Consider the following 24,078-nt stretch of genomic DNA (forward strand, 5'->3'; position numbering starts at 1 on the left):
CTTTGCTTTTTTTGCACCGTGGCTTTAGCCCGGTGAGCGTAATGTGAATATACTAAAAGGCTTCAGCCATTAATTTTATCGGTTAAATGCTAAAGCCTTTTATATTATCTCTGAAATCACCGCCCTGAAGGACGGTGCAAAACCAGTTTCAAAATAAAAGCCCCGTTTTGTATAAAAAAACAGATACAAAACGGGGCTTAATTTCAGTCTTCAATCTCCTGGCGTCGTCCTGAAACCTAGTTCTTTGAATAACTCAAATCCCGTAAATACCAGGAATCATAACTTTTTACTGTTCTTAGGACTTTAACAAAGTCTTTATTCAGGTCCTCAAAGAACTTCTCGTATTTTTTCGAAAATTCATTGTCGTATTCCAGGTATTCTAACTGGTTTTTCCCATATGACCAACCGATATAAACAGGTCCGTTATAGCCCAGATCTCCTGAAGCAACCCGCCACATATCATTATGTCCTTCTGATTTCATGTAATCGACAGCTTTTTTCATTATTTGTCTAAATTCCTGTTGTTTCCCCGGAATTACATAAAATTCCTGGAATCCCATGTAGTTTACACTGTCCATGGGGATGCGGTTAACTTCCGGAATGATACTTAATTCAGCATATTCGGTAATGGTTTTCGAATAATTCGATTTCATGGTTTTTACCCATTTTTCTGTTTTTTCTTTACCAAACTTTTCCATAATCTTATCCCATCCTTTCTCCAGGTCATCAATGTCAGCCAGAGAATTGATCGGATGCCAATACTGGTACTTAAAATCGCCGGTTGTCCAGGCATAAAATTCGTATTTATAATTTTCGTCTTTGCACAACTGGGCCAGTTCTTTACTGTATTCCCAGTACTCGTTTATATGCTCGGGATGCACTTCTTCTTCCCAGCAATACCAAAGTTGTTTACTATTTTCCTGTGCCTGTGTGGTGTGGATGGTACAAACCAAAAGGATTACGATCAATCCTAAGCCAATTCTTTTCATCTTGTTTATTTTTAGTTACTTAAGTAAGTTAGGGCAAATCAACAAGAAAACAAAATAAAAATACAAATTGGTGTTTTATTTATGAGCAGAATAAAAAAAGACTCGTTCTGTAATTCTTGAATTCATACAGAACGAGTCTTTACTTCGGACTCCCGACTTCGGTTCCCGACGCGTTGGTCGGGACTAGTGATACTTCGCATTTTCGTTTCGCTAAGCTCACAAAAATGTAGAATCACTGAGCTTCCTATGCCATCAGCTTTTTATATTTAAAACGTTTTGGTGTTTCGTTGCCCATACGTTTTTTACGGTTTTCTTCGTATTCAGAGAATGAACCTTCGAAGAAATGTACATGACCGTCGCCTTCAAATGCCAGAATATGCGTGGCAATGCGGTCGAGGAACCAGCGGTCGTGCGAAATTACAACAGCACATCCGGCAAAGTTATCCAGACCTTCTTCCAGTGCACGCAGTGTATTTACGTCTATATCGTTGGTAGGCTCATCGAGCAGCAACAAGTTACCTTCCGATTTTAATGCCAGCGCCAGGTGAAGTCGGTTGCGTTCTCCACCCGAGAGTACGCCACATTTCTTTTCCTGATCGGCTCCGTTAAAATTAAAACGGCCAACATAAGCGCGGGCATTGGCTTGTTTGTTGCCCAGCATAATGGTTTCTGTTCCACCCGAAATAACTTCGTAAACTGTTTTCTCCGGATTAATGGCTTCATGGGTTTGGTCCACATAACTCACTTTTACCGTGTCGCCAATGTCGATGCTTCCGGTGTCGGCTTCCAGCTGTTTCATGATCAGTTTAAACAGCGTGGTTTTTCCTGCACCGTTTGGTCCGATTACGCCAATAATTCCGGCCGGTGGAAGTTTAAAGCTCAGGTCTTCGAATAAAAGTTTTTCTCCAAAACCTTTTTTCACACCTTCCATTTCAACCACTTTGTCGCCAAGTCGCGGACCGTTCGGAATAAAGATCTCCAGTTTTTCCTCTTTCTGTCTGGCGTCTTCATTCAGCATTTTATCGTAAGCACTCAAACGAGCCTTGCTTTTTGCATGACGCGCTTTCGGTGCCATACGCACCCATTCCAGCTCGCGTTCGAGTGTCTTTTTGCGTTTCTGGCTGCCTTTTTCTTCCTGCTCCAAACGTTTCGATTTTTGCTCCAGCCACGAGGTGTAGTTTCCTTTCCATGGAATTCCCTGTCCACGGTCGAGTTCCAGAATCCAACCGGCAACATTGTCCAGGAAATAACGGTCGTGCGTGATGCAGATAACCGTTCCTTTATATTGATCGAGGTGCGCTTCCAGCCACAAAATACTTTCGGCATCCAAGTGGTTGGTAGGCTCATCGAGCAACAGTACATCGGGTTCCTGCAATAACAAACGACACAGAGCAACACGACGGCGCTCACCACCCGAAAGTTCGCTAATGGGCTGATCGTTTGGCGGACATTGTAGGGCGTCCATTGCACGCTCGAGTTTGCTATCGAGGTTCCAGGCATCCAGTGCATCCATTTTTTCCTGCAATTCGGCTTGTTCCTTCATCAACTCGTCCATCTTATCCGGATTTTCATAAACCTCAGGTAATCCGAATTCCTGGTTGATTTCTTCGTAGCGATTCAGCACGTCAACGGTTTCCTGCGTACCTTCTTTTACCACGTCGATAACGGTTTTGCTCTCGTCAAGTTGTGGCTCCTGATCAAGCAAACCTACCGAATAACCGGGTGCAAAAACCAGTTCGCCATTGTAGGCTTCGTCCTGGCCGGCAATAATTTTAAGCAGGGTAGATTTTCCCGATCCGTTTAAACCGATGATACCGATTTTGGCTCCGAGGAAAAACGAAAGCGAAATGTCTTTGATTACTGTTTTGTTGGGTGGGTAGGTTTTACTCACCTTATACATCGAAAAAATTATTTTCTTGTCGTCGCTCATTTTGTTTGTTTTTGTTCTGCTGCAAAAGTAAGAAAATGCGCAGAGATCATAAGCCGGAGTTTTACTTAAAAGGACTACTTCTTACCTAAATGGCGAATTTTATCCAACCCGTACCGGGTTGTACATTTATATCAATCTAATTACTAACTAAAATCAAATCCGCACCGGATTTTTTGACTACATCGGGATGCCCTGTGTTGCAGCTCCAAATCCTGAGAATACGCCGAATAAAACGATGCCAATGATCATAATCGGGTAAAGACACAAAAAGACGATCATGATAATGCCAAAGGTTTTGTAATGGGCACGCAGGTTATTGAAGGCATTGGACAACTGATCTTGTTTTTTTAGTGCCACGGCTTGTTTAATACTGCTGGAAAAACGGTATAAATAGAAAACCGGCAAGAAGTAAACTCCTGCAATGATGATGTAAATAAGCCCAAATAAAGCCATTGAAAAAGGGAATACATTTGTTTGATTGGGAATAAACGCTGTAACAATACTCATTGTAATTCCTGCTAAAACCATAAATCCTGTTCCAATAAAACCTAGGATGGACAAAAACTGGCTCCATCTTCCGGCGCTGTGCAGGTTTTGGTTTATTTCTTCTGTAAGTTCCAGTGTTTCCGATTTAACTTGCGGTTGGTCCTCTGTAGGAAGTGTTTCTTCGTTAATGGTATTTTCTGTATCCATTTTTTATTGTTTGGTAATTTTGATTGTCGTTAAAAATTTGAAATAAGCTTCACCCGGCTGTCGCCATCAGGCAAAGCTTAAGTTGAAGTGGGGCTGAAAACTATTCATGTTTTGGTGTGTACGTTATTTTAGGTACTCGTAGGTAACAAAAGCAAAACGTCTGCCATCGGGCGACCACGAAGGTACGTTAATAGTTCCCTGTCCGCCGGTAAACGAGCACAATGTTTTTATCGATCCGTCGGCAAGGTTCATCAAACGCAACGAAACGTCTTTCATCCCCGGGTGTCCACTTCCCTGGTCTTCGTGATAACTGATGTATACAAAACTTCTTCCATCGGGAGACGGGTGTGCAAACCAGTTGGAGTATGCATCGTTAGTCAATTGTTTTTTGTTCGAACCGTCAACATCCATTTGCCAGATGTCCATTTTACCTGAGGCCATCGAGTTGTAATAAATGGTTTTGCCGTCGGGTGAATAATCAGGACCATCATCGAGACCTTCCTCAGTAGTTAAGCGGGTTTCTTCGCCGCCGTCAACCGAAATCGTGTACACGTCGTATTCGCCATCGCGTTCGGCACAATAAGCCAGTCGTTTGCCATCGGGCGACCAGCCGTGCCAGTACGACGGTGTATTCGGTGTAACGGCTTTCGGTGTTCCGCCTTCAATTGGCACCACATAGATTCGTGAGCCTCCGTAGTAAGCTGCTCCTTCGGGTGCTCCCGATTGATCGAAATGACTAATGGCCAAATATTTTCCGTCGAAAGAAATGCCGTGGTCGTTGTTGCAGCGATCGGCAAAATCAGTATTTATCAGTGTTTTGCTATTCGTTTTCAAGTCAACTTTATACAATTTACCCTCCTGATTGATCACCAGGAAATTTCCGTCGCGGCTCCAGTTTGGCGCTTCAAAATGCGCTTCTTCGCTGCGAACTATTTCGCGTTTATCGGTTTCAGTATTGTAGATTTCGAGTGTTGATCGCACATTTTCCAGTTGTTGCGCAAAAGTGATAAAAGGGAATACAAGTAAGGCAATTAAATAAAGTTTTTTGTTCATCGCAGATTCTTTTAGTTGGTTGCTAAAGGTAATAAAATCATCTAATTTTTTATGTTATACTTATTACTGCTATCAGCTAAGAATAATTTTTATAATAGAGATTCTATCGCTTCATTCAATTACGCTCAGAATGACAGGAAATAAGGGGGATGAAGTTGGAGGAGGAGATATTTTGGCGGTTCTGCCGCCAAAATATCTCCTCCTCCAACAGACCTTCCATAAGCCATGTCATTCCGAGCATAACGAGGAATCTCTTTCTACTCTCAGTTCACTTTATTAAAGAGAACGCAGTTTTTTATTTATTCAGCAATCCCTTTTTTGTAGGTTTCCAGTGCCCGGTTGCGGGCTATTTTATGGTCGACCATCGGAGCGGGGTAGGATAACTCCTGCAATTCGGGCACCCATTTTTTGATGTAACGCATTTCTTTATCGAACTTTTTTATCTGCTCCGTTGGATTGAAAACACGGAAGTAAGGTGCCGCATCGCAACCTGTTCCTGCTGCCCATTGCCAGTTGCCATTGTTTGATGAAAGCTCAAAATCGAGTAGCTTTTTGGCAAAATAGGCTTCACCCCAACGCCAGTCGACAAGCAGGTGTTTACACAAAAAGCTGGCAGTAATCATCCGCACACGGTTGTGCATGTAGCCGGTTTTATTCAGCTCGCGCATTCCCGCATCAACAATCGGGTAACCGGTTTCTCCCTTGCACCAGCGCTCAAATTCTTTTTCGTTGTTGCGCCACTGTATGCCGTTGTATTTGGCTCTGAAATTCTCGTTTACCACACGTGGAAAATGGAAAAGTATCTGCATAAAAAACTCGCGCCAAACCAGTTCACTCAGAAAATCGGGCGATTGTTGATAAACCTGTAGCACAATTTGCCGGATGCTTACCGTTCCAAAACGCAGGTGAACACTTAAATAGCTGGTTCCTTGAATTGCCGGGAAGTTGCGCGTTTCACTGTAATTTGGTACTACCGATAAATCATAGTCTTCAACAGCAATTGATGATTTTTGAAAACCTATTTCTTCCAATGTCGGTAGCGATGAATCAATGGCAGCAAAACCATCCGTTTTTAGTTTCTCTTCCACTTTTATTTGTTGCGGATCAAAATGTTCGAGCCACTTATTTTTGAAAGGTGTAAAAACCGTGTAAGGCGTTCCGTCACCTTTTAATACTTCGTGAGGCTCGAAAATTACCTGGTCTTTGTGCGAGAATGCTGAAATGTTGTTTTTCAGCAGAAGTTGCTTTACCTGAACATCGCGCTCGGTGGCATAAGGCTCGTAATCGCGGTTAAAATGTACTTCGCCAATTTCTAAATCGCTAATCAGTTCTTGCCAGATTTTTAATGGCTCGCCGGTTTTAACCAGCAGCCCCGAATTCATTTTACGCAGTTCTTCATCCAGTTTAGTAAGTTGCTGATGAATAAAAGTTACGCGGGCGTCGTCTTTATCCAGTTCATCCAGAATATTAGTGTCGAATATAAAAAGCACCGCCGTTTTGTTATCACTTCTCAGTGCCTGTTGCAGTGCCGTATTATCTGTAAGTCGTAAATCGCGTCGTAACCAAACGATGTTAATCATATTCATTTTCTTTCTACAAATGTAAGTTTTCAGCATTTAACAATATTCGAGATCATTCGTTTAAAAACAAATGAACGTAGTGGTTTAAACATATACCAGTAAATCCTTCCCCAAAGTCCTTTTGGCCTGAAAGTGACGGTTTGAATAAGCTGGTTATTCCGAATTTTGAATTCGAGCCAAACCTCGCCCGGAAGTTTCATTTCGGCATAAAGCAATAAACGACCTTCTTTTTTGCCGGCGTAAATTACCCGCCAAAAATCAATGGCATCACCTGCGCTTATCGTATCGGTGTGGGTTCGGCCACGGCGAAGTCCAACGCCACCTGCCAGTTTATCCATAAATCCTCGAAATTGCCAAAGCCGGTTTCCGTAATACCAACCGTTTTTTCCACCGAGCCGCCATATTTTTTCAATGGCATTCTCCTCCGAAGACGCTTCCATAATGCGCACATCATTTAAACATCCGTACTTTGGTACATTTATATAATCCGAAAGCTGCCCGTGTAATTGTCCGCTAACAAATGAATCTTTCCAACTCGAAATAATTTCATTCTGTTCGATCTTTTCAAAAGCCCGTTGCAGACTTTCTTCGTAGCTCAACAATTGCAGCTTAAAAAGTTGGGTCAGCTCATCGTTGCGCGCAATTACTTCAACCCGCATGCTGTCGACAAGCGAAGTGGCCAGTTTATACGAGGTGGAGGTAACAAAATACAACCAGTACGACGATAAACGGGGAGTCATAACGGGCACTGTCAAAATCCAGCGTTTTAAGCCTCTTACCTTAGCAAACCGCAACAGCATTTCTTTGTAAGTAAGAATCTCATTTCCTCCAATATCGAAACTCTTGTTGAAAACCGCCGGGTGGTTTATCGACAGTTCCAGAAAACGAATAACATCGGAAATAGCAATGGGCTGGCAACGTGTTTTCAGCCATTTTGGTGCTACCATTACAGGCAGTTTTTCAACCAAGTCGCGAATAATTTCAAATGAGGCACTTCCTGATCCGATAATAATTCCTGCCCGTAATGTAGTTAGTGCATAATCGCCTTTCGCCAGTTCCTGTTCAACTTTTAATCGCGATTTAAGGTGTTTGGAAAGGGACTGGTCGTTAACAATTCCACTTAAATAAATAACCTGTTTCGCTGTGGTTTTATTTATTCGCTCTCTGAAGTTTATGGCCGATAATTTTTCCTGTTCTGCGTATTGGCGCGAGTCGGACATGCTATGCACCAAATAATAGGCAATGTCTATGTCTTCAGGTATTTTATGCAGGCTTTCTTTATTCAGCAAGTCGGCCTCAATAATGTCAATCGATTTTTCAATGGTATCGCCAAATACTGCACGTTGTTTGTCGCGCACAACACAAGTTACATGGTGCCCTTTGTGTAACAAAACAGGCAACAATCTTTTTCCTATGTAGCCGGTAGCCCCGGTTAAAAGAATTCGCATGGCGTAAATGATCTAAACAATACCGTTTATAAACCTTAACACAGTAACGTATTATCGTTTAGGATGTTCGAGAGAGTGTTTTCGGAATGAATAATGATTGCAGATTTAGAGGGCTTCCAGTTCTTCGCGGTAATCGTATTGCAAATCTTCGTGAAGCATGGAAATTACTTTTTGTATACGTTTTACCTGGTTCAAGTACATGTTAAACACAACCCGGCTGCGTTTATAATTAAGGCGCGAGTCTTTTAGTTTTTTGCAGAAATACATCAGCAATTCAATTTCCGTTTCTTTTTTACCCGAAAAACGAATATGTTTTTTGGTGGTTTTTAAAACTTTCCGAATTGTTTTTTTGGCCAGGTAAAAGCTGCTTCGGTTCAGGCTCATAAATTCCAGGTCGATCTCTTCCTTTACCTGCCTGATGTATTCATCTTCGTTATACGCCTCAAACAACAGATAACTCAGCAGTTCTTTATTGTCTTTTTTATACTTGGCCAGCCGTGTTATTACATCTTGCAAAACCTCGGGCGGCAGGTTCTTCAGTTCCTTTTTTATGTTGCTCAGCGAAGCAATTTCCATAGCCTGCAAATTAAAATAAAACTTTCTGTTTCAGCGAAACACAAGCTAAAACTTTTATTAAAGATTGGTATTTGGCGATTTGGTAGAACAGCCAACTGCACAAATTTAGGGGTAACTGTAAAAGAATGCAGGTGAATAACAGTTAACGAATTTTGCAGAATAAAACCTGACGTTGGTTGGCGGTTATTTACTGAATGCTGAATTAAAAAGCATTGCATCAAGTAGTTACATAAATTTGAAGTGTAAAAACAATTAAAACAGTACAACGATGAAAACAAAACTAGTTCTATTAAGCATTTGCATTGCAATTTTAAGCATGGGAGCCACCGCAAAAATTAAAGACGGAAAGGCGATGACCGGAAACTCACTCACCGAATTTGGTAGCTATACAATCGTAAATTCAAGCACGCCGATGGTTTACGCCGATCAGCTATTGGAAACTTACGAGTTAACATACGAAAACACCAACGCTCCGATACGAATTGGCGTTTTGTGCGAGGACGGAAAAAAATGTACAACATTTATTGTTCGTACCGACGAGTTTGAAATTGAATACGCCTGCAGAAACCATGTTTTTGGGGTTAAGAAAATGGAGCCTCGCTTCCAGGAGTTACCAAAAGAAGAAATGGAATTGAAACTGGACAGAGTTGCCTATTACTCACAACGGGTAATTTGCCAGAACAAAAAATCGCAAGACGATTTACTGGGTTTGATCGCATGTTATTTCCCTGATTTGGTGAAAGACGAATATCAAGCCAGTTTTTAAAACGAATTTTAAGTACAGCGCAATTTTTTTCATAGAAGTATGAAAAGATAATCCCCGCCAGAGGGGCGGGGGTTTTTTCTCTCAAAAAGAAAAGAACAAAAAACAGAAACCATTGAAAACATAGAGCGAGTAAATTTTGAAAGGGTAATATAAAATTAGTGAGTACTTGGCTCGAAGGCCCTGCGTTGTTGCAACGCAGGGCTTTTCAATGAATGGAAGTTTTTTTGCTGCAAAATGATAATTTCTGTCAGCCAACGACAGCTTTTTGCCTGTCGTCTTGTGTTAATCTCCGAAGAGCTCTTATAAATGTTGTTACCTTTATGATAGGGGAGTTAACGGAATGAACAAATTGTTGTACAATAACAGTGTGCTTTACCGGGGAACAAGGCATATTTTATTCTTTGTAATTACCGTGGTATTGTTTACAGGTATTTTATTTGTTCAAAGCGAAAACGATAGCCTGCTCCACATTTTCGGAATAACACTTGGCAATGCCTTTTTCTTTTTTGGCTATGCCTACATCACCATTTTTCTATTGGTTCCCGAACTGTTGTTAAAAGCCAAACCGCTTTGGTTTATCATTGTCTTTTTGCTAGTGGGAATTGGCTTGTCGGCATTAAAATTATTGTTCTCCGATTATATTTTTTACGCCTCAATTGCCCCCGAAAATATATCCGGAAACGGTGCTTTTAACCTCCGTTTAATTGTGATGAATACAAAAGACATGACCTTTATTGTGGCCTTGTTTTGTATTGCCAAATATGTGAAAGATTATATCCTGACCGAGAACCTCAGAAAAAAACTGGAACAGCAGCACCGGAAAGCACAAACAACACTTTTGCAGTCGCAGTTCGACCCGCATTTCATGTTTAACACCATTAATAATCTTTATGCGCTGTCGTTGCTTAATCCCGGAAAAACCAACGAGGTAATCAGTCGCATGAAAATTGTGCTCACCTATATTATTAACGAAAGCCTGAAAGAATTTGTAACGCTAAAAGATGAAGTGGAACTGGTTGAAAATTACCTTCAGCTGGAAAAATTGCGTTACGGGAAACGGTTGAAAGTAAGTTACAGCACCGAGGGCGATCTAAGCGCGGCTCAAATTCCTCCAATGGTACTATTTCTGTTGGTTGAAAACAGTTTTAAACACGGCAGCAGTCTGGATGCCGGCGCACCGTGGATTACTATTTTGGTGCAAGCAAGCGATGAAAAAATAATTATAGAAACCGAAAACAGTAAACCCGAAGGACTGCAGAAAAAAACAAAAGAAATTGAACGGGGAAGTGGCTACAGTGGATTAAAAAGACGCTTGAATATAATCTACGACGGACAAGGCTACAACCTAAAAGTAAAAGATTTGGGCGACCGTTTTAAAGTGCGTTTAGAGTTAAAAAATAAGCATGAAGACAGGCATATTACATATCGCTAAGCGGAATTACATTTTGCATGTCATCTTTTGGTTGGCATGGGTAATATCGTTCACCTTTATTCAAACTTTGAATGAAGGAATTGGTTCGTTACATGTTTGGCTGATGTATTACTTGATTACTTTGCCTGTTTTTGTTTCACACACCTATTTAATCGCTTATTGGCTCTTACCCAAAACATTTTTCCAGGGGCGTTATTTGTTGTTTGCGGCAGGAATTCTCGTTTTACTCATCGTATTTTCGGTCATCGAATTACTGGTGAGCAACTACCTGGTTTTTTATCTTATCGATAAAAGCAGAATGTTTCATTCAGGATTCCTGAACCTTAAAAATATAGTGATCAGCGGCGTTGGTAATCATTACATTATTTTGGTATTTCTGGCCATAAAAGCCGGTAGCTCGTGGTATCGGGCCGAATACCAGAAAGAAGAGTTACTGCGATCGAAGCTCGAGACCGAACTGGAGATTTATCGGTATCAGTTACAACCCCGCATTGTTTTGGAACTGATAGAGGAGCTGGAAGTTCAGTCGTTAAAAAAGGAAGAAACGGCCCCGGAAATGATCATTAATATTTCGAATTTCCTCAATCGTTTTCTTTACGAAGGAAAAGAAGAACTGATACCGATGGAGCTGGAAGTAAAGTTGCTGGAGGAGTTTATGACCATTCATAACCATGCTTTGGGCGAGCGGCTAAGCAGTAATTTTATTGTTAGCGGCAACCTGAAATCGTATGTTGTTCCGCCACTTTTGCTGCTTCCGTTTATAAATTCTGCAATAAAAATGGCCTACGAGTGTAACGAAAAGTATGAAAGTACAGTCATTATAAAAGCGGAGCGAAAGTATTTGCTGTTTTCGTTTACATTTTGGAGCGAAAACAGTTTTAAGATAGCTGACAATGAAGACAATAAAATTACCTATCGGCGTTTGCACTATAATTACCCGGGCAAACACAGGTTGGTGGAGAACATTGATGACAATTTTAGAGAATTTAGTATAGAAATTTACCCGTAAGTGTAACACTATTCCTATTTCTCGTACTATTTTAATAACAGATTGAAAACAGACTGAAGCGTGTGCTTCGGATTAAACAGAAAACAAAAGCTAATTCCGTATTACCATGAAAACTAAGTGCCTCATTATCGATGATGAGCCTCTCGCACGTGACTTGATGCGCTCTCACATTGAAAAACTAGATAATTTTGAAATTTGTGCCGAATGTGGCGACGCCATGAAAGCCCTGCAGGAACTTCACAATCACAAAATCGATCTGATGTTTATGGACATTCAGATGCCCCAGATAACAGGAATCGAATTTCTGCGAACATTAAAAAATCCACCAAAAGTTATAATTACAACCGCCTATCGCGAGTACGCCCTTGAAGGTTTTGAGTTGGATGTGGTCGATTTTCTACTGAAGCCGATTACGTTCGAGCGTTTCCTAAAATCGGTGAATAAATATTACCAGTCGGTTCAGGACGATGTTCCGACGTCGCAGCCCATCGCTTCCACCAACGGAAATACCGATGAAGCCTTTATTTATGTGAAGGAGAATAAAAAGGTTTTGAAAGTGCATTTAAACGAAATTCTTTACGTTGAGGGTTTGAGCGAATACGTGCAGATTTACACCACCGAGAAAAAGATCATCACAAAAACCAGCATGACTCACATGTCGGAAAAATTACCCGACAGTGGTTTTATGCGAATTCATAAATCGTTTATTGTGTCACTGTCGAAAATCGAAGCATTTACCTCGACCAGCATCGAAGTTCCGGGAAAAGAATTACCGATCGGGCGGAGTTATAAAAATGCAGTGCTCGAGGTTCTGCAACTTCAGGGTTAAGCAATTGCTCCGGCGTTCACAAATAGTTGCCACAGTTTTAAGATTCCCGAATCTTCTTCATCCAACGATTTTATTGGCGAAAGTTGCAGATACGAAATTCGCTGTTCGTTAACCGATTTAAGATTTTGTTCCGCATCATTCAGAATAGGTACTTTGTGTACACATAAAGTCAATACCGTTTTTAGGGTGGTGGCACGAACCCGAATGGTGTGTTTCGAAAACTTTGCCGGATGAATGTGGATATAACGGTCGGGCTGATTGCCGTGTTTTATCAGCCATTTTGATTCGTCGGGTAAGGTAATTTTCTTCCACTCCGCATTTCCCATCCAGTTGTTAAAAGCGGTTTTGGCGCTTATATTTCTTGTTTCGAAATAGTTGAGGCTTGCTTTACAAACCTGCTCCGGCGTCAATTCCCCGAGGTAAAAATCGATGAGATTATTACCGATTGAAAGCATTGTTTTTTCGGTAATGTTCCAATCGCCGTTTTGCCATTCTTTAAGTTCGTTCAGCAAAAAACGAAAGTGATGTTTGTAAGGATTATATTGGACCGGTAGCGGAATTTCAGGCGGCATTTGAATTGCTTTTGAAACATTTCAATAAATTTACCACAAAAGAAACAGATGGCACTTTATCCACTCCATAAATATTTTGTTTTTAACGACCGGATTTTGCCGGTTTCCACTTTTGTGCCGGCCGAAAACGAAGGCGGAATCTACGAAGTTTTACGCGTTGTAAACGGAATTCCACTGTTTTTGGATGAGCATCTGCAACGTATGCATTTATCAGCTGAACTGGCCGGGAAAGAAGTTCGGTACAGTTGCGCGCAGTTAGAGGCAATTCTGAATCAGTTGATCGTAAGAAACGAGGTGGATGAGGGGAACATTCTGATTTCGTGTAAAACCAATCTGAAAGCTTTTTTTATCGCGCATAATTATCCTTCGGATGAACAGTACAAAAATGGAATTCGCTGCGGTTTGTTACACGCTGAGCGTATGAATCCCAATGCCAAAGTTTTTCAAACCGAAGTGCGCAAACAGGCCAACCGATTGATGGAAACCTTAGGTTTTTACGAAGTATTGTTGGTTGATCATGAACAGCGAATAACCGAGGGAAGCCGAAGCAATGTGTTTTTTATAAAAGGAGACAAAATAATTACTCCTCCGGGTAAACAGGTTTTGCTGGGCATTACACGTCAGAAAACGCTTGTTTGTGCCAGCCGACTTAATCTGCAAGTAAAGGAGGCAGAAATACATTTGGATGAGCTTACTGATTTTGATGCTGCATTTATAACCGGTACTTCGCCCAAAATACTTCCGATAAAAGAAGTGGACGGGTATTCTTTCAATACCGACAATAAAGTATTACGAAGTTTGATGAATGAATACGATAAAATCATTCAGGAAGATATAAACAGAAGGATCCGATCCAGTTAATTAAAAAAAGGATCGGATCCCTGATCAATAGTTTTTGAATTTCGAATGCTGATTAACGAATGCTGAATGTCGAAGTGAATCACAACAGAATCTGCAATTTCATTCTTGTCAATCGAAAATCAAAATTCGTTATTAAAGTCTATCTCTTAAAATCTTTTCAATCTCAACATAATCCATATCCTGTTTCTCGCCAATTTTGGCTTCGCTTTGTTTAAAGCGCTCTACAATTTTCGCAATACTCGATTCCGGAACATCGTAATCCGGCAAGCGACATGGTACGCCTAACGATTCGAAGAACTCAACTGTTCGCGCAATAATGGCGTCGATTCGTTCATCCTCGTTACCAGCTGTAATTCCCCAAATACGTTCACCATATTGTAAGATCTTTTCTTTTTTGTTGTCACGTTTAATGTTCATCACGCCCGGCAAAACAATGGCGAGTGTGCGCCCGTGGTCTATTCCGTGGAAAGCAGTTAATTCGTGGCCAATAACGTGTGTCGACCAGTCTTGCGGCACACCAACGGCAATCATTCCGTTCAATGCCATTGTAGCACACCACATAAAATTGGCAGCAGCATCGTAGTTTTTACGATCGGCCAAAACCTTCGGGCCTTCCTCAACGAGCGTGGTCAGAATACTTTCAGCCAGCCTGTCTTGTAGAGGCGAATTCACTTTAAAAGTCAGGTATTGCTCCATTACGTGCACAAAGGCATCAACAACACCGTTGGCAACCTGGCGGTCGGGCAAGGTGAAAACACATTCCGGATCGAGCACCGAAAACAGCGGCATTACCAGTGGCGAGCCAAAAGCTTTTTTCTCCTGCGTTTCGGCACGTGTAATCACTGAGTTACCGTTCATCTCCGAACCTGTTGCCGGCAATGTTAAAACAGCTCCCAGCGGCAACGCTTTTTCAACGGGTACGCCTGCTGCCAGAATATCCCACGGATCGCCGTTTTCGTACAAAGCGGCAGTGGCAATAAATTTGGTGGCATCAAGCACCGAACCTCCGCCTACTGCCAGCAGAAAATCGATATTTTTTTCTTTTACCACTTCCACGGCTTTCATACAGGTTTCGTAATGAGGGTTGGCCTCAATTCCGCTAAACTCTGCAACGGTGCAACCTTTCAAGGCTGCCATTACCTGGTCGTAAACACCGGTGCGTTTTATGCTTCCGCCACCGTAAATCATTAAAATATTCGCATCAGCCGGAATTTCACCGGAAAGTTTCGAAATCGATTCTTTTCCAAAAAGAATTTTAACCGGATTTCTGAATTCAAAATTGTACATGAAATTTATTTTTGGTTATTTCAACAGTCATCTGAAACAGGGGGTGCCTGTTCGGTTTTCAAAGATATAAAATGTGGAAGAAAAGATATTCGAAAAGCGAGGTTGATTTCAGGGAAGATATTCCGAATTATTCCGACGAACAGCTAAAGGAGGTGCTGAAATTGCGCGACCACTATCAGCCGGAAGCTGCACAGTTAGCTATTCAGGAAGCTTTGAAACGTGGAATCATTCATTCCGAGCAGGATCTTTTTTCTGAAGAATACCGATGCGAAGAAATTCCGTTTTCGCTGTTTCCTAAAATCAAAAGAGACCGAAACCGAATAAAGATCAGAAGGAGTATTGCGCGCAGTTTGGTTATTTGTTCCGTGCTTCCAGTAGTTTTTGGTTTAATTGAAATGAAAACCGGAAACCGTTGGGAGGGAGCGGGGATCTTGCTTTTTGGATTGTTGTGGTTGTTTTGTTCTTCACAGCTCATAAAAGTGTTTCATGTGCTTTTTGTAAGAAGTTTAATGGCAGGAACTATTCATGGAGCTTTGTACATTTTTTACCGGCTCATTTCATCGCAGACCTATATTTTTATGGATTTTTTCCTCGTTTTGGTTCTTGCCGGTTTAATCTTTTATGGCCTGGTTTTTATGCTGAAAAATGCCCGGGAATAAAACCGAAGCTGTTCTTAAATCTTCCATTTATCTAGAAAAAGCACGCATTCATCGAAATAAAAATGAATATCAACCTCTGAAATCCTACTTTTGAATTGTTATAAAAACAATGAAGCATGAAAGCATTACTCCTTTTTACCTTTTCAATATTATTTGTTGTTAACCTGTCGGCACAAAACGACGACGACTGGGATTCTCGCCGGTACGATATCGATAACTTTTTGGCCATTTATCTGGAAGGCAGTTATAAAGTGTTTTTAACGCAGGGCAACGAGAGTGCATTAACGGTAAAAACTCCCGATGGTGATGTTTTTGATGAACTGGATGTTGACAACTGGAGCGACGAATTGCGTGTGGTTGTAGATCGCGATTTTATTAATTACGAGCGCATTCATTTGTATGTCACTTTTAAAAACCTGGATGAGATTAAAGTACAGGGCGGTTTAAATTTAAGTACCGATGGTTACCTCGATTTGAATGATCTTTACGTGCAAGTTGAAGGTGGAGCAAAGATAGATTTGGAAGTAAAAGCTGCAGATATTGAGCTGGTTGGCGAAGGTGGTGTGCTGGTTCAGTTGAAGGGAGTTGCTGAAAAATTGGATGTAAAACTCTCTGGAGCCGGACATGTTGATGCAGAAGATCTTCGAGTGAACGACGCCACTTTTAAAATTGAAGGAGTTGGCACCGGATCGGTACATGCCGTTGAAACATTGTACGCTAAAATAGAGGGCGTTGGCAAAGTTCGCTACACCGGAAATCCAAAAGTTACCCGCGATATTGAAGGGCTTGGAAGTGTAAAAAGAGATTAAAATATACTACTCGTACCTACTACTACAAAAGGTACAGATTTTCTTAGGTTTGGTTTAGGTTTATAAAAGGCTATCATTGGGTAGCCTTTTTCTTTTGAAGGAATGTGGCATCAAACCTATTTGCTGCAATTTTGATTTGAACCATATTTCTGGTTTTTGGTTAAAAATCATTGCCCGAGCACATTAAATATGTTTATTTTGGATTCACTAATTTTTCAAAAAAGCAAAATGAAGAAAATTGCACTTTTTATTTTTATTGCCATGACAATAGTTAGCTGTACGCAAAAAGAGTCTGGGCAGGTTGCTAAAAACTATGTGCCTGAAACGCCAAAACTAAGTTCAGATGTAATGACTCCTGAAGTTTTGTGGTCGTTTGGCCGCCTGGGAGAAGCAACGGTTTCGCCCGATGGAACGCAGGTTTTATACACAGTAACTTATTACAATATTGAGGAGAATAAATCGTACCGCGATATTTATTCGATTCCGGTGGCTGGTGGAGAAGTAAAAAATCTCACCAACACCGCCATTAACGAATACAACGTTGTTTGGCGCCCCGATGGAAAGAAGATCGGTTATTTGTCATTTGCATCCGGCAGCGTTCAGTTGTGGGAAATGAATCCTGACGGTAGCGATAAAACACAGGTTTCAGAAATTGAAGGTGGTATTTTCGGATTTCAATACGCACCCGATATGTCGAAAATATATTACCTGCAAACGGTCAAACTTGACAATGATATTCACGATCTTTTCCCAGATTTGCCAAAAGCCAATGCACGCCTGGAAACAGATATTATGTATCGCCACTGGGATACATGGCACGATTACACCTACAACCACATTTTTATTGCCGATTATTCGGATGGTAAAGTTGGCGAAGGAAAAGACATTATGGCCGGTGAACGTTTTGATTCGCCAATGAAACCTTTTGGCGGAACCGAGCAAATTGTGTGGAGTCCCGATTCAAAAACGCTGGCTTACATTTGTAAGAAAAAGGTTGGGAAAGAATATGCTGTTTCTACTAATTCGGATATTTACATGTACGATGTGGCAAGTGGTAAAACCAGCAACTTTACAGAAGGAATGATGGGCTACGACCAGAATCCGGTTTATTCGCCCGACGGAAAATACCTGGCCTGGGAAAGTATGGAACGCGATGGTTACGAATCAGATAAAAACCGTTTGTTTGTAGCGGATCTCGAGACAGGAGAGAAGAAAGATTATTCGGCCGGTTTCGATCAGAATGCAGCTTCATTAAGCTGGAGTGCAGATTCAAAATCTATCTATTTTATCAGCGACATTCATGCAACCGATGAGATTTATCAATTGGTTTTAGCCGATAATTCGATTACCCGTTTAACGGATGGTGTTCACAATTATCAAAGTGCAGTTCCGGTTGGAAATCAATTACTGGCACAGAAAGTATCCATGTCGCAGCCAGCTGAATTGTATTTGGTTGATCCGGCTACAGGAAAAGATGAGGCGCTAACTTCGGTAAACAAAGGTATACTTGATCAGTTGACCATGGGAAAAGTGGAAAAACGCTGGATGGAAACCACCGACGGAAAACAAATGGCTGTTTGGGTGATCTATCCACCGCATTTTGATCCGAATAAGAAATATCCTGCGCTGCTTTACAACCAAGGCGGACCACAAGGAACGGTTAGCCAGTTTTGGTCGTACCGCTGGAATTTCCAGATGATGGCAGCCAACGATTATATTGTCGTTGCTCCAAACCGTAGAGGTTTACCCGGTTTTGGGCAGGAATGGAACGAGCAAATATCGAAAGACTACGGTGGACAGAATATTAAAGACTTACTGACTTCAATTGACGAAATGGCCAAAGAACCATTTGTTGACGAAACAAAACTGGGAGCAGTTGGTGCGAGTTACGGTGGTTATTCGGTAATGTATCTTGCCGGAAATCATGAAAAACGCTTCAAAGCTTTCATAGCACACGACGGTATTTTTAACTTCGAGCACATGTACACCTCAACCGAGGAAATGTGGTTTGTGAATTTCGATTACGGTGGAGCATACTGGGATAAAGACAATGCCGCAGCGCAGCGTTCGTACTCCTTCTCGCCACATAAATATGTGCAAAACTGGGATACTCCGATCTTGATCGTGCAGGGTGAAAAAGACTACCGTGTACCGCCAGAGCAGGGAATGGCAGCGTTTAATGCAGCTGTTTTGCGAGGAGTGCCTGCAGAGATGTTGTACCTGCCGGAAGAAAACCACTGGGTGCTGCAACCTCAAAACGGAATTTTATGGCAGCGTGTATTTTTTAACTGGTTGGATAAGTGGTTGAAATAGGCTATATTTTGCTCTGAAAAGGATGTCATCTTTCATTCATGAATTCATAAAGATGACATCCTTTTTTTTTGCTTAATCTTCAAGCATGATTTCCATAAGATTGATGGCCGTTAATTCGCCTTTTTTCTTAATCATGTCGCGCGGCGTGCCATCGCCAACTTCGTAGGTTACAGCCTCTGCACCAAATTCGTGAAAAACAGACACTGTTGAATTGACCCGCTCAACACCTGCGGCATTGGGGCGGATATTTGGATCGTACCCCGGAATATCCTCGGCCATAGCCTGAATAATTTTTGGAACGATTCCCGGCATATTTCCCTTTAGCTCCGGAGCGATGGTGTAGTAAATATCTTCGTAGGTCGAGTGAAAGTCGATCATAAAATAGAATTTCCTTTGCTCTGCTACTTTCTCCTGCATGAACTTGCGTATGGCTTGTGTTTCCGGCTGATTAAAGTCTTCCCAGTCGCGGTTCAGGTCGATTCCACCAGCTCCATGGCGCCAGTGACCATTATCTACTCCATCGGGATTTACACACGGTACCACGTAAATACAATATTCATCTCTGAACTTTTCCGGCAACTCGTCGTTCGCACATAATTCCTCGGTAAAGGCTTTCATAGCCAGCCAGCCGGTAACTTCGGGCGGATGTTGGCGCGAAAGAACCATCAGCATTTTTTTGCTTTCCGGATTGCCAATCTGCAGATATTTTATTGATCGGCCTTCTTTACTTTTCCCCATTTCATCAACACTTACAAATGAATTTTCGGCAAGTTCTCCGGCCCATTCGTAAATATCTTTTGAAACAATCAGTTCCTGTGCTGCTACCCAGGTTGTATCGGTGTTGATTGCTAACGTGAATTCACAAAATTTAGGAGATTCACCTCTTGCTACCGATGCCGTGTCGGTCAGGTAAACAGCTGAGTCAACCGAAGCCCAATTTTTTCTGTCGATACTGATCTTGGGATAATACCGGTGACCAACTCCTTCGTTGTAAGTTATTTTTAACTGAATCTCTTTTTCTGTATCCGACCAGATTTTAAAGGCATACCACGGACTTTCGTTTATTGGCGTGTTTTCAGGAGTGATTAGAACGGTAACTTCGTTGTCTCCGGTAAGCGCAACGCCGTTTAGCCGAGCACCATCGAATTCGTTTGACAGAAAAATGCCGTCACCTACATCAAATGTCTTTTTAAGTTGGTATTGAATGGGGCGGGTGAGCGTACTCACCTTTTTTATGGGCTCCTGTCCTTTCCATTTGATGTCTTTTGGTTGGCACGATGCCAGAAGGAAAAGAACTGAGGCAGCAAAAATCAGATAATATTTCATGGTTAAATGGATTCGTTCAATAATGTTTCAATTAATGCTTCGGTTTCTGCTTTGTAATCCACATAAGCATCGCCTGTTCCCGGGCCAGAAAACCCGGTGTGTATTTCCCGTATTTCTCCTTTTCTGTCGATATAAATGGCAGTTGGGTACGAAATAATTTTATTCAGCATTGGTAATGCTTCAGCGGCTTTTTTCTTGTTTGATGTGCCTGCTAAAACAAGTTCCCACGAAACATCCAGGTCATTTCGATAACGTTCAATACGTTGTTGGAAATAGTCGAAGTCCGGTTTTACTTCAAAATCGAGCCCGATAATTTCCAGTCCGGCAGCATTGTATTTTTCAAACATTTCCACCAGAAAGCGTGTTTCGTCCATGCAGTTCGGACACCAGGTTCCAAAGATCTGAACAATTACAACTTTGCCATTGTACTTCTCATCTGCTAACGAAATGGTATCGCCATTTTCATTCGGGAAAGCAAAACTCAATTTGTCGTAGCCCGGATTCAGGTAGGTAAGCGTTTTCATATCGGCCAGTTCAGCATCATCTGCTTTTACTGCACTCCATTTTTCTTTGTATGTATTTCCTGAATAAAACACTCCGGTTAAAGAAGAGTCGTTAAGTTCGGCGGTAAAGAGAAAAACATGTGCACCATCAAAACACGAGAGTTGCATGGTGTTTCCGTTTACAACGCCTTCCAGGTAGCGATAGTCGCCTGTTTCTGTTTGAAAAGTTCCTGTAATGTGGTTCCCATCTTGTTCAAAGATTCCAATTGCCGGACTGTCGGTTTCTTCCTCACCAAAGTTGACTTTCCATTTCCCCGAAAAATCAGCCGCATTTTCATCCGTAATTTCAAAACGTTCTTGTACACCATATTTAGCTTCAAACGGAATAGGAAGTACTTTACTTTTATTGTAATTGAAGTATTCGCCACTAAGTTTTTCGCCAGTGATCTTCCCTTTGAACTCAGAACCAAAAACAGGCATCTTTATAAACACGGAATCTTCTTTGTAAGTTATTTCCTGAACGTCTATTTGTTCGTCGGCATTTGTTACTACGAGGTGCTTTTCATTCAGCACTTCAACATTGAACGGAATTTTTTGATCCGGATTTTGATCGTCGATCTGGAAAGAGAACAACCAGTTTCCTGTTTTTAATACAGAATCAGTTTTGGGAGCACATGCACATAGCATTCCCAGTAAAATATACAGCGCAGTTTTTTTCATTGTCAACACAATTTTGCCTTAAATCTAAACAAAAATTAAAGAGTTGGCCAAGGCCGGGATTATATTGATCAAAACATTATTTTTGACGAAACATTTGAAACAGAACATGCAAAAAATACACGTAGGTTTTATTGGCGCAGGCGGGATAGCCCGGGCACATGTTTATGCGATTCAGGCTCTGAAGTTTTATTATAACGAAGTTCCCGAAATCGTTTTGGAGTCGGTGGCATCGGCCAGAAAGGAAAGTCGGGAATCGTTTGCAAAACAAATGGGCTTTGAAAAGGCTGAGTCTGTTGAGGATTTTGCTAAGAATGAAAAAATTGAAGCGGTTTATATTTTGGGGCCGAACAAAGTGCATTTCGAGCATTTTAAAATGGCGCTGCAAATGCCGAACGTAAAATATATTTATCTTGAAAAACCGGTTTGCTCTTCGTTGGAAGAGGAAGAACAAATGAAGGAACTGCTGCAATCTGTAGGTCAGGAAGTTCGTATTCAGGTGGGTTTTCAATATTTGCAAACTTCATCGGTTCGCGAAGGGTTGAAATTCTGGCGCTCGGGGAAGATTGGAAAGCCGATTCATTTCGATTTGAAATATTACCACGGTGACTACCTACAGGAAAGTTACCGTAAAAAACGTGTTACGCGTTTAACTCCGGCACCTGATGGTGGTGCGATGGCCGATTTAGGATCTCACGGAATTAGTCTGTTGATGGCTTTTATGGGCGAGGAGCTGCAAATAACCAGTGGATTGCAGGCCGGTGATTTTGAAGGTGTTCCTGCCGGATCCGATTTGTTTAGTTCACTGTCGTTGTACGAACCAAAAACCGGTGCTGTTGGAAACATGTCAGCAAGTCGGATAAGCTCAGGTTCCGGCGATTTGGTGTCGCTTGAGATTTATGCAGAAAACGGTGCATTCCGTTATTCATCGCAAAATCCCGAGTACTTTGAATATTACACTGAAGGTTCGGATCAGTGGGTAAAACAGGTGGTTGGCAGCAATTACAAGCCGGTGACCAGTTTCCCCTCGGGGCATGTTCCACCGGGATGGTTACGCTCGATGGTGCATGCGCATTACCAGTTTTTTACAGGTGATGATTCGGAGGCCGTAATTGCCGACTTAAAACACGGTTTGGCCGTGCAACGCATTGTTCGCGAAACAGCCGACCATTTAAAACAATTCAGAGAAAACTTTAAGAATGACAAATAGAAAAAGTGGAATTCTTCTGCATATAACTTCGCTGCCCGGACAGGAAGGTGTTGGTACTTTGGGGAAAGAGGCCTATGCCTTTGTCGATTTTCTGGAGGAAAGCGGTCAGAAACTCTGGCAGATTCTTCCGCTTGGACCGGTTGGTGCGGGAAATTCGCCTTACCAGTGTTACTCTGCATTTGCCGGAAATCCGGTGTTGATCGATTTGGAACTGCTTTTGGAGGAAGGTTTGCTGAATATTGATGATTTCGAGAAGGTGCCAGCTTTCAAAAAATCGAAAGTGGAATTTGATAAAGTTTCAACATGGAAAAATGGGATGTTGAAAAAAGCTTTTGAGCAATTTCAGGAGAATCGGTTTGATAATTTTCGTGATGAATACTGTCACTTTTTGAATGAACATGGCTGGTGGTTAAACGATCATGCATTGTTTATTTCTGCCCGTGAATATTTTGGTGGATTGCACTGGAGCGAGTGGGACCGTGGAATAAAATTCCGGGAGCAGGAAGCTGTAAACGAACTTTCCGAAAGACTGGAACAGCAGATTGCTTTTGAGAAATTCGTTCAGTTTATGTTTTTTAGACAATGGCACCGGTTAAAACATTATGCCAACGAAAAAGGAATTCAGATTGTTGGCGATGTGCCGCTTTATGTTTCGGGTGATAGCTCAGATGTTTGGACGAATACCGATATTTTTCTGTTGGACGAAGAACTTAAACCAACTGAAGTGGGTGGTGTGCCTCCTGATTATTTCTCAGAAACAGGCCAGTTGTGGGGCAACCCGGTTTTTAACTGGCAACGATTGAAAGAACGTGAATACGATTGGTGGATGGCTCGCCTGCATTTTAATCTGAACATGTTTAACCTGGTGCGTATCGATCATTTCCGCGGACTGGAATCGTTTTGGTCAGTTCCGGCTGACGAGGAAACTGCCATTAACGGAAAGTGGGTACCGGCACACGGTTACGAGATGTTGAGTTTAATTAAAAGCCATTTAGGAGTTCTGCCATTTATCGCAGAGGATCTGGGAATTATTACCACAGAAGTGGACCATTTGCGAGAACGCTTTAATTTGCCCGGAATGAAGGTTTTGCAGTTTGCTTTTACGACCGATGCTGCCAATAAAGATTTGCCACACAACTACGAACGAAACTGTGTGGTTTATTCCGGTACGCACGATAATAATACAACTATTGGTTGGCTGAATGCTGTTGAAGCAGAAGAAAAGGAATTGGTGGCGAGGTACGTTACACAAGAAAATGCGGCTAAACAAATTATGGAACTGGCTTTGGCTTCGGTAGCAGATACTGCCATTTTACCCATGCAGGATGTATTGGAACTGGACGAAAAATCACGAATGAACACTCCGGGAACAGCAACCGGAAACTGGGGATGGCGTTTTCAGTGGAAACAGTTGAAGGCAGGGCAGAAGAAGTTCTTGAAGGACACTACGGAGAAGTATAATCGGTAGTTTTTTAAGGCAAAAGGCAAAAGGAGAATGGCAAAAGGTTAAGTTTGA

General features: G+C 41.7%; 21 protein-coding genes. 10 read left to right on the top strand and 11 right to left on the bottom strand.

The genetic code is table 11. The features are described from left to right. Window positions 1-236: 236 nt before the first annotated feature. From QZ576_RS00930 to QZ576_RS00960, 7 genes are all read right to left on the bottom strand, one after another. Window positions 237-989, bottom strand: a complete 753-nt coding sequence (locus QZ576_RS00930) for a hypothetical protein (RefSeq protein WP_297093460.1) — start codon at window positions 987-989, stop codon at window positions 237-239. 244 nt (window positions 990-1,233) lie between these two features. Further along, complete coding sequence (gene ettA, locus QZ576_RS00935) at window positions 1,234-2,919, bottom strand: energy-dependent translational throttle protein EttA (protein WP_297093462.1); 1,686 nt, start codon at window positions 2,917-2,919, stop codon at window positions 1,234-1,236. A gap of 177 nt (window positions 2,920-3,096) precedes the next feature. Further along, window positions 3,097-3,612 (bottom strand): DUF5362 family protein, encoded by a 516-nt coding sequence (locus QZ576_RS00940; RefSeq protein ID WP_297093464.1) that lies wholly within the window; start codon window positions 3,610-3,612, stop codon window positions 3,097-3,099. A 123-nt stretch (window positions 3,613-3,735) separates the two neighbouring features. Further along, on the bottom strand, window positions 3,736-4,665 hold the full coding sequence (locus tag QZ576_RS00945; RefSeq protein ID WP_297093466.1) for a hypothetical protein: 930 nt from the start codon (window positions 4,663-4,665) through the stop codon (window positions 3,736-3,738). Window positions 4,666-4,964: 299 nt separating this feature from the next. After that, window positions 4,965-6,245: a deoxyribodipyrimidine photo-lyase gene (locus QZ576_RS00950; protein WP_297093468.1), complete on the bottom strand. Its 1,281-nt coding sequence runs from the start codon at window positions 6,243-6,245 to the stop codon at window positions 4,965-4,967. Between the two features lie 29 nt (window positions 6,246-6,274). Next, window positions 6,275-7,693, bottom strand: coding sequence for an SDR family oxidoreductase (locus QZ576_RS00955; protein WP_297093471.1), 1,419 nt, complete (start codon window positions 7,691-7,693; stop codon window positions 6,275-6,277). 105 nt (window positions 7,694-7,798) lie between these two features. After that, window positions 7,799-8,269: a hypothetical protein gene (locus QZ576_RS00960; RefSeq protein ID WP_297093472.1), complete on the bottom strand. Its 471-nt coding sequence runs from the start codon at window positions 8,267-8,269 to the stop codon at window positions 7,799-7,801. Between the two features lie 268 nt (window positions 8,270-8,537). On the opposite strand from QZ576_RS00960, the gene QZ576_RS00965 reads away from it, so the two are divergent. The 4 genes from QZ576_RS00965 to QZ576_RS00980 all read left to right on the top strand — a co-directional run bounded on the left by QZ576_RS00965 (window position 8,538) and on the right by QZ576_RS00980 (window position 12,305). Further along, window positions 8,538-9,035: a hypothetical protein gene (locus QZ576_RS00965; protein WP_297093474.1), complete on the top strand. Its 498-nt coding sequence runs from the start codon at window positions 8,538-8,540 to the stop codon at window positions 9,033-9,035. Between the two features lie 340 nt (window positions 9,036-9,375). Then, window positions 9,376-10,467 carry a sensor histidine kinase gene (locus QZ576_RS00970; RefSeq protein WP_297093476.1) on the top strand — a complete coding sequence of 364 codons (1,092 nt, stop codon included), beginning with the start codon at window positions 9,376-9,378 and terminating at the stop codon, window positions 10,465-10,467. Then, window positions 10,439-11,476, top strand: coding sequence for a histidine kinase (locus QZ576_RS00975; RefSeq protein WP_297093478.1), 1,038 nt, complete (start codon window positions 10,439-10,441; stop codon window positions 11,474-11,476). The genes QZ576_RS00970 and QZ576_RS00975 overlap by 29 nt, the downstream gene beginning before the upstream one ends. A 106-nt stretch (window positions 11,477-11,582) precedes the next feature. Beyond that, window positions 11,583-12,305 carry a LytTR family DNA-binding domain-containing protein gene (locus QZ576_RS00980; RefSeq protein ID WP_297093480.1) on the top strand — a complete coding sequence of 241 codons (723 nt, stop codon included), beginning with the start codon at window positions 11,583-11,585 and terminating at the stop codon, window positions 12,303-12,305. Here the strand turns inward: QZ576_RS00980 and QZ576_RS00985 are convergent. After that, window positions 12,302-12,877 carry a hypothetical protein gene (locus QZ576_RS00985; RefSeq protein WP_297093482.1) on the bottom strand — a complete coding sequence of 192 codons (576 nt, stop codon included), beginning with the start codon at window positions 12,875-12,877 and terminating at the stop codon, window positions 12,302-12,304. The two genes, QZ576_RS00980 and QZ576_RS00985, sit on opposite strands and share 4 nt — an antisense overlap. 48 nt (window positions 12,878-12,925) lie before the next feature. Here QZ576_RS00985 and QZ576_RS00990 point away from each other — a divergent pair, with 48 nt between their 5' ends. Next, window positions 12,926-13,738 (top strand): aminotransferase class IV, encoded by an 813-nt coding sequence (locus QZ576_RS00990; protein WP_297093484.1) that lies wholly within the window; start codon window positions 12,926-12,928, stop codon window positions 13,736-13,738. Window positions 13,739-13,870: 132 nt separating this feature from the next. Here QZ576_RS00990 and QZ576_RS00995 read toward each other — a convergent pair whose 3' ends face one another. Beyond that, on the bottom strand, window positions 13,871-15,025 hold the full coding sequence (locus tag QZ576_RS00995) for an iron-containing alcohol dehydrogenase (RefSeq protein WP_297093486.1): 1,155 nt from the start codon (window positions 15,023-15,025) through the stop codon (window positions 13,871-13,873). A 71-nt stretch (window positions 15,026-15,096) separates the two neighbouring features. On the opposite strand from QZ576_RS00995, the gene QZ576_RS01000 reads away from it, so the two are divergent. The 3 genes from QZ576_RS01000 to QZ576_RS01010 all read left to right on the top strand — a co-directional run bounded on the left by QZ576_RS01000 (window position 15,097) and on the right by QZ576_RS01010 (window position 18,806). After that, complete coding sequence (locus tag QZ576_RS01000) at window positions 15,097-15,684, top strand: hypothetical protein (protein ID WP_297093489.1); 588 nt, start codon at window positions 15,097-15,099, stop codon at window positions 15,682-15,684. 116 nt (window positions 15,685-15,800) lie between these two features. After that, window positions 15,801-16,493, top strand: a complete 693-nt coding sequence (locus tag QZ576_RS01005; RefSeq protein ID WP_297093491.1) for a head GIN domain-containing protein — start codon at window positions 15,801-15,803, stop codon at window positions 16,491-16,493. Window positions 16,494-16,721: 228 nt separating this feature from the next. Beyond that, a complete protein-coding gene (locus tag QZ576_RS01010) occupies window positions 16,722-18,806 on the top strand; it encodes a S9 family peptidase (RefSeq protein WP_297093492.1) in 2,085 nt (694 codons plus the stop codon). A 72-nt stretch (window positions 18,807-18,878) separates the two neighbouring features. Here QZ576_RS01010 and QZ576_RS01015 read toward each other — a convergent pair whose 3' ends face one another. Next, window positions 18,879-20,132 carry a M14 family metallopeptidase gene (locus QZ576_RS01015; RefSeq protein ID WP_297093495.1) on the bottom strand — a complete coding sequence of 418 codons (1,254 nt, stop codon included), beginning with the start codon at window positions 20,130-20,132 and terminating at the stop codon, window positions 18,879-18,881. Window positions 20,133-20,134: 2 nt separating this feature from the next. Then, a complete protein-coding gene (locus tag QZ576_RS01020; RefSeq protein WP_297093497.1) occupies window positions 20,135-21,355 on the bottom strand; it encodes a peroxiredoxin in 1,221 nt (406 codons plus the stop codon). Window positions 21,356-21,461: 106 nt separating this feature from the next. Here QZ576_RS01020 and QZ576_RS01025 point away from each other — a divergent pair, with 106 nt between their 5' ends. Next, a complete protein-coding gene (locus QZ576_RS01025) occupies window positions 21,462-22,562 on the top strand; it encodes a Gfo/Idh/MocA family oxidoreductase (RefSeq protein WP_297093498.1) in 1,101 nt (366 codons plus the stop codon). Further along, window positions 22,552-24,030, top strand: coding sequence for a 4-alpha-glucanotransferase (gene malQ / locus QZ576_RS01030; RefSeq protein ID WP_297093501.1), 1,479 nt, complete (start codon window positions 22,552-22,554; stop codon window positions 24,028-24,030). Before QZ576_RS01025 ends, malQ begins: the two co-directional genes overlap by 11 nt. The last annotated feature ends 48 nt before the right edge of the window (window positions 24,031-24,078 follow it).

It is taken from the genome of uncultured Draconibacterium sp. (assembly GCF_913060805.1).
Classification (GTDB): domain Bacteria; phylum Bacteroidota; class Bacteroidia; order Bacteroidales; family Prolixibacteraceae; genus Draconibacterium.